This window comes from Nostoc sp. DedQUE09 (assembly GCF_034530915.1).
Lineage (GTDB): Bacteria > Cyanobacteriota > Cyanobacteriia > Cyanobacteriales > Nostocaceae > Nostoc.
This window is the reverse complement of the sequence record NZ_JAVRCE010000114.1, coordinates 5,035-11,816: the sequence shown is the minus strand read 5'-3', so window position 1 is coordinate 11,816 and position 6,782 is coordinate 5,035. Positions and strand designations below refer to the sequence as shown.

The 6,782-nt window shown below is 40.7% G+C and carries 5 protein-coding genes; 2 read left to right on the top strand and 3 right to left on the bottom strand.

Translation table 11 applies throughout. The features are described from left to right. Both RMY27_RS34695 and RMY27_RS34690 read right to left on the bottom strand, forming a co-directional pair. Positions 1-232: hypothetical protein (locus RMY27_RS34695; RefSeq protein WP_322669335.1), on the bottom strand; the 232-nt coding region annotated here is incomplete at its 3' end. A gap of 163 nt (positions 233-395) precedes the next feature. Then, a complete protein-coding gene (locus RMY27_RS34690) occupies positions 396-1,634 on the bottom strand; it encodes a ScyD/ScyE family protein (RefSeq protein WP_322669334.1) in 1,239 nt (412 codons plus the stop codon). Positions 1,635-2,069: 435 nt separating this feature from the next. Between RMY27_RS34690 and RMY27_RS34685 the strand changes: the two genes are divergently transcribed. Then, positions 2,070-3,566: a glycosyl hydrolase family 57 gene (locus tag RMY27_RS34685; RefSeq protein ID WP_322669333.1), complete on the top strand. Its 1,497-nt coding sequence runs from the start codon at positions 2,070-2,072 to the stop codon at positions 3,564-3,566. An 846-nt stretch (positions 3,567-4,412) separates the two neighbouring features. Here the strand turns inward: RMY27_RS34685 and RMY27_RS34680 are convergent. Next, positions 4,413-5,771: a sensor histidine kinase gene (locus tag RMY27_RS34680; RefSeq protein ID WP_322669332.1), complete on the bottom strand. Its 1,359-nt coding sequence runs from the start codon at positions 5,769-5,771 to the stop codon at positions 4,413-4,415. Positions 5,772-6,078: 307 nt separating this feature from the next. Here RMY27_RS34680 and RMY27_RS34675 point away from each other — a divergent pair. Further along, a partial coding sequence (locus tag RMY27_RS34675) for a Uma2 family endonuclease (protein ID WP_322669331.1) occupies positions 6,079-6,782 on the top strand: 704 nt, incomplete at its 3' end.

Below are 6,782 nucleotides of genomic sequence, written 5' to 3'. Positions count from 1 at the left end.
TGAGTGTTGAGTGCTGAGTGCTGAGTGCTGAGTGCTGAGTGCTGAGTGCTGAGTGCTGAGTGGTGAGTGCTGAGTGCTGAGTGGTGAGTGTTGAGTGCTGAGTGCTGAGTGCTGAGTGCTGAGTGCTGAGTGCTGAGTGCTGAGTGGTGAGTGCTGAGTGCTGAGTGGTGAGTGTTGAGTGCTGAGTGCTGAGTGCTGAGTGCTGAGTGCTGAGTGCCCAATAGTACCCCATAGTTAAAAATAAGGGATTGAAACAAGGACATATCCTAAGCACAGCCCCCCGCAGGCATTCCTATCTTTACTCTTAGGGGCACGACTACCCTATATGCTGAGTGCAATTAATTTTACTTTTTACTCAGCACTCGTTACTCAGCACTCAGCACTGTTTTGGTGACTCAACACTCCTGAACAAACTTGTCCGAAATCTTCAGTCGTTTGGCTTTATTCTTGTGCAACAAAGTAAGGCTCACAGTGCCAAGAAAGGCTAATAAGCTGAAGGTAGAAGTAGATTCAGGAACAGACTTGGAATTCTCAATTTTGATGACTTGTCCCTGTCCAGGGCGATCGCCTCGGTTTGTCACGTAGATAGCACCATCAGCACCAATAGTCAAAGCAGTAGGAGATTCTAATCCATTGCCACTAAGAATAGTTGTACGCGTCCCATCGCTCGCTATTTTAATTACCGAACCATCTAGATTACCTTTCCAGAGTGATTGATTGGCATACTGTAAAGCATATAAATTGCCCTCACTATCAAAATCTAAGTCAGTAAGTTGAGTAAATCCATCGGTATAAACTGTTGGTTGACCATCAGCACCAACTCGATAGATTTTTGCTTCACCTTCTGGAAAAGGAAAACCAGTTAATTGGCTAATATAATAAGCGCCATCTGGGCCTTTGGCGACATTTGTGGGTACTGCTTGGATTTCAAATGGCAATGATGATGCGCCAGAGGGAAAAATTGGGTTAGTTAATGTCTGCCGGGGAATTGTGGCGATCGCCTTTAAATTACTGCCATCAGTACCCACGCTGAGTAACTCATTAGCACCAGTATCAACTGCAATAATATTATTTCCATCTACAAGAAGAGAGAAGGGATTGCTATTTATATCATCTTGATCGGGATTATTTGCCAGTTCATAATTAGCTAAATCAGCAACACTAGTCCACGAATTTGTATTGAAATTAGCAGTGATGATTTTTCCTAAATCAGTGTTACCTAATGTGGCGCGAAATGTCGGATTTGAACCATACCCAATTGCAATATAGGGCTTGCCAGTAGCATCAAATTTGATATCTTGAGGCCCAGAAGTATCAGTACCATCTGGTAATGCTAAAGAAGGAAGTCCTGTAAGTATACGTTCTTGCGTACCATTTCCAATTTTTGTCACTGCACCAGTTGTGCCATAACATAAAGATTGGTTTGCAACACTGGGTGAAGGAACACAAGCTCCACTGCCGCCTGTTCCTGCTTCGGTGACGTAGAGACTCCCGTCAGTACCAAAAGTTAGACCCCGTGGACTATTAAGACCATCGGCAATTACCGAAAATGATGCCGCCTCTGCTGCTTTCATTCCCGAAAAAGCAGCAATAGAAACACTCAAAAATGTAATTCCAAATTGTTTTAGTTTCATGACACTCCTCCTAGAATTAAATTTGCGTAAAGCATGGAATGGAAAATTTTATCTTGAGAAATAATAATATTTAATGTTTATAGTTTCTGGGGATTTTACAGCTTATTTAAAAGAAGGAAACAGATTCAAGCCCAGAAAACCAGATGAAATCTGAATTTATGAATTTTGAGTTGTATCATACCATTTCCAAAAATCTTTGCAACATAATGAATCGGTTATAGGGGCGTACAGATGTACACTACTAGCAACAAAATTAAATAGAAATACTGTATATTTTTAATACTTTTTATACAAGTGTTATATCCCAACAGTTGAACTACACAGATATTGTGGGATTACAAGATGATCGCAGTTTACATCAATACATAAAGTTGCAGATCAGAAATTGCTGGGCGATCGCATAATTAGACATACCTTGTTTCGGAGCAATCAGAAATGCTTTCTTTCCCTACAACCCTGACTCCTTTGCCCGAAATCATTGATGGCTTACCGAATATTTCTGGTTGGGAAACAGAGGTTCTCTCTGTGGTTAACCAAGATCAACCAGTATTTTTACCAACAACGAATATCCGCTTAGAAGACGTAAATGCTGTATTTGCGATCGCTTTGCACATGCACCAGCCAACTATACCTGCTGGAAATGGCGGTACGCTCATCAGCAATCTGCAATATATGTTTGAACATCCCCATGAAGGGGATAACCACAATGCAGATCCTTTTGCCCATTGTTACAGCCGCATGGGAGACTTGATCCCGGAACTGGTAGATCAAGGTTGCAATCCGCGTGTGATGTTGGATTACTCTGGTAATCTTCTGTGGGGACTGCGGCAAATGGGACGCGGTGATGTTCTCGATAACCTTAAACGGATTACTTGCGATCCAACCTACCAACCTTATGTAGAATGGCTGGGTACAATGTGGGGTCATGCAGTTATTCCTTCCACACCCATAGCAGATATTAAATTACATATCGTTGCATGGCAACATCACTTTGCAGCAATTTTTGGCTGGGAAGCACTAGCGCGAGTCAAAGGATTTTCGCCCCCAGAAATGCACCTACCCAATCACCCTGATGCTCTCTTTGAATTTGTGAAAGCGCTGAAAGAATGTGGATATCGCTGGCTACTTGTTCAAGAACATTCTGTAGAAACTCTTAGTGGTCAATCTCTCGCTTATAAACATTTACCACATCGTTTGGTTGCCCGGAATTCTCAAGGCGAAACAATTAGTATTACAGCTTTAATTAAAACCCAAGGCTCCGATACTAAATTAGTTGCTCAGATGCAGCCTTATTATGAAGCGAAAACATTATCCAAACAACAAATTGGCGGTGTATTTGTACCACCAATAGTTAGCCAAATTGGCGATGGTGAAAATGGCGGCGTGATGATGAATGAATTTCCTAGCGCATTTAAACAAGCTTGGTGGGATATGGTCAATAACGGCGGAGGAAAATCAGGTGTTGTTGGTGTGTGTGGTACAGAATATTTAGAATTAATCGAAGCAGCCGGATGCAAACCTGAAAATTATCCAACTTGTCAGCCAGTGGGACAACATCAGATTTGGGAGCGAGTTTCACCAGATAATATTCAACCGCAAGCTGTAGAAAATGTCATTCAAGAATTGAAGCAAACAAACTCTAATTTTCATCTGGATGGAGCCTCGTGGACAAATCATATCAGTTGGGTAAAAGGATATGAAAATGTGTTGTCTCCCATGTATCAATTAAGCAGTTTATTTCATCAAAAATTTGATCCATTACAACAGGTTGACTCAGCAGAACCTATAACCAGACAATCTCATTATCGTAACGTTTTTTTACATAATCTGTTGTTGCAAACCAGTTGTTTTCGTTATTGGGGACAAGGCGCTTGGACTGATCACGCACGGGAAATTTATCAACGTGGCGAAAATTTATTGCAGATGAATTGAATTCGAGGCTGGAATGCATATCTATTCTTAGGACTTGATCCTCCTTAAAAATTAGAGAATTAAACCCCCTTTTTTAAGGGGGTTGTGTCATTAATACATTGCATATTACAGAAAATGAAGTACACCCTTCCCCTGTTAAGGGCTACGGTGAATTACCCCCCTTAATCCCAGGGCTGTTTCATTCCCCAAAGAGCTTTAAAAATCAAGGGTTATAGCAATTAAAAATTAGTTATTTTGTTACTAGCGTGCCGATGAAACCAACTATTTTACTGATATTTCAGTGCTTAAATATTCATCTCTTCGTCACGCTTACTTACAATTTTCTTGCTAACCATCTTGACAAATCCTGTTTGAAATGGAATGAATCAGCCCTGCCCTTAATCCCCCCTTGTAAAGCAGGGCTGTTTCATTCCCCAAAGAGCTTTAAAAATCAAGGGTTATAGCAATTAAAAATTAGTTATTTTGTTACTAGCGTGCCGATGAAACCAACTATTTTACTGATATTTCAGTGCTTAAATATTCATCTCTTCGTCACGCTTACTTACAATTTTCTTGCTAACCATCTTGACAAATCCTGTTTGAAATGGAATGAATCAGCCCTGCCTTGTAAAGGGGGGAAATAGCAAATCTAATTCCCTCCCCTTAGAAAGGGGAGGGTTAGGGTGGGGTATTTTTGTACCTCACCAAGTCGTAATCTGCTGTAGTTTCTAAATAGGCAGTAAAATGAAAAATATTTATGACAGTTGTTCTCAATATATAGCAGATTACAAGTTGATAAAGTAGACAAAGATTCGTCTGTTACCAAGGTATAAAGCGTTTTTTATTTCTGGATTCTGCTGCATCTTCTCACACCAGAGGTAACAATATTTCAAATTTTGTACCTATACCAATCTGTGAATGGAAATTTAATTTTCCGCCATGTCTCACAGTAATAATTCGATAACTTACTGCTAAACCAGTATTTTTACCATTCTTTGTTTCCAGAGAAAAAGACTCCATAATTTGCTGTTTTAATTCTTCAGACATTCCAGAGCCATTGTCAGCAATGCGAATTAAAACCCAGCGAGAATCTGGTGCATCTGGGTTGCTTGCTTCTTGGGATATAACTTCTGTGGTAATCTCAATTCGAGGTTTTTGAACAGTCTTTGTCTCTTCTAAATTTAACTGTTGTCGCACTGCTTCATTGAGTAAAGTATCCACAACTTCACTTAAAATATTCATCAAAACCTGGTTTAATTGCCCCATAAAGCAATACACTGGGGGTAATTGACCGTAGTATTTGACGATTTCAATTTCTCCTTGAAGTCGGCTATTAATTAATAAAATAATGCTATCTATACAGGCGTGTAAATCTACTGGCTTGGGAAAAAGTTCATCAATATGACAGAAGTTTTGCAAGCTAGTAACGAGTTTTTTTAATCTTTCCGCTCCCGTGCGAATGCTAGCAAGCGATCGCGACAAATCTTGTTCTAAAAAATCAAATTCAATCTCTTCTTTAATCTGATTAATTGCCGGAGAAACTGATGGTAAATTTTGCTCGTAAGCTGCTATTAGTTTGAGTAAATCTTGACTGTAGTTTGAAACATAAATTATATTACCCCAAATAAAACCCACTGGGTCTAAAATTTCGTGGGCTACGCCGTCTACCAAACGCCCCAAGTTTGCCATTTTATCATTTTGAATCATTTGGGCTTGACTGCGTTCATACCGGATCAGATTGTCAATTCCCCGAATTTGCCAAGAAATAATATTCAATTCTTGGACATCTAACAATCTATAAGCGCCAGATTCCGTTTGGACGACAATTGGTTCTGCTAATAATTCAGGCGATCGCTTTAGGCTAAGTTGCATCGTTGTTAAAATCGATGTTGTATCAGCAACCAGCAATATCGGTGTCCGCACATAGCTGTAGAGAACAGCTAATGGTTGCTGAACAAATAACTCTTGTCCGAATGGACGAATCAAAAATTCTAGTAGTCGCCGCCGCGAAATCATCCCAATGAACTGTCCCTGTTCTACCAAAATTACTCCTGGTAACAAGGGGTATTTGTCCAAAAAACTAGCCACTTCCATCCCGGTGTGGCTAATCTCCACCGAGAAGTTATACATTGGTAGTTCTTGGAGAGTTGAATCTAAACCAAGATCGCGATCGCTCCCCTCAGACAAAAATGGCGGTGAGATTTGGCAACTAAATTCTTCTGGCACTAGACACCCTGATTTTTTCAAAGACAGGTAAAGAATAAGTTAATATTTTACATTCTGCCACCCTCAAAATCCGATTTTAGTTTAGGTATCTAATAAAACTAGTGGTCTGTCAAGCTGAAAATCTTTCTCAGGCAACTGGAAGTAATTGGCGGGCAATTTATAATCTGGGTGGAGAATATTGAGAAAGCGATGTCTACGACGGTCACTGAGCGCAGCCGTTCGCGCAGCGTCTCGTAGAGAAGTGCGGGCTACGCCTACGCAAGCTAAACTTAAAAATAACCTTTACCAAAAGTGCAAAGGTAGCGTTATGACTTCTGTAACCGATCCACCCAATGCTCTGGCTCCTTTCCCCTTCCCCGATCATACCCAGCTTCCTGAGTCCAATGGTACGTTCGTGAAAAATTGGCAAGAACATCCCCAAAGCCTTCTACTAACTGACTCAATTACACCGATTCTCAAGCAATTAAATCCTGAAGGTGAATACTGTATAGGGCAGGACTTAGGCATTTACTGGCGCTTGACCGATCCCCTTGAAAAAGGCGCGGAAGCACCAGATTGGTTTTATGTCCCGAATGTACCGTTTTTGCTCAATGGGCAAACCCGACGTTCTTATGTGATGTGGCGAGAATTTATTGCCCCGTTGATTGTCTTAGAATTTGTCTCTGGGGACGGTAGTGAAGAACGAGATAAAACTCCTTTGAAGGGTAAATTTTGGATTTATGAGCAGGTGATTCGTCCTGCCTTCTACGGCATTTATGAAGCGAGTAAAGCCAGCCTAGAAGTTTATCATCTGATTGAAGGAGAGTATCAGATTTTACCAGCAAATGAACGAGGACATTATCCTATAGTTGCTTTGGGTGTTGAATTAGGCTTATGGCAGGGAAAATATCAGAATGTGGAATTACCCTGGTTGCGTTGGTGGGATTTACAAGGTAATTTGTTGTTGAGTGGCGATGAAAGAGCAGAACAAGAATCCCAAAGAGCAGAACAAGAATCCCAAAGAGCAGAACA

Bases quoted from the DNA above. Each gene is read 5' to 3' on its own strand.
- RMY27_RS34685 (WP_322669333.1), top strand. From the start codon at position 2,070: ATGCTTTCTTTCCCTACAACCCTGACTCCTTTGCCCGAAATCATTGAT.
- RMY27_RS34690 (WP_322669334.1), bottom strand. From the start codon at position 1,634: ATGAAACTAAAACAATTTGGAATTACATTTTTGAGTGTTTCTATTGCT.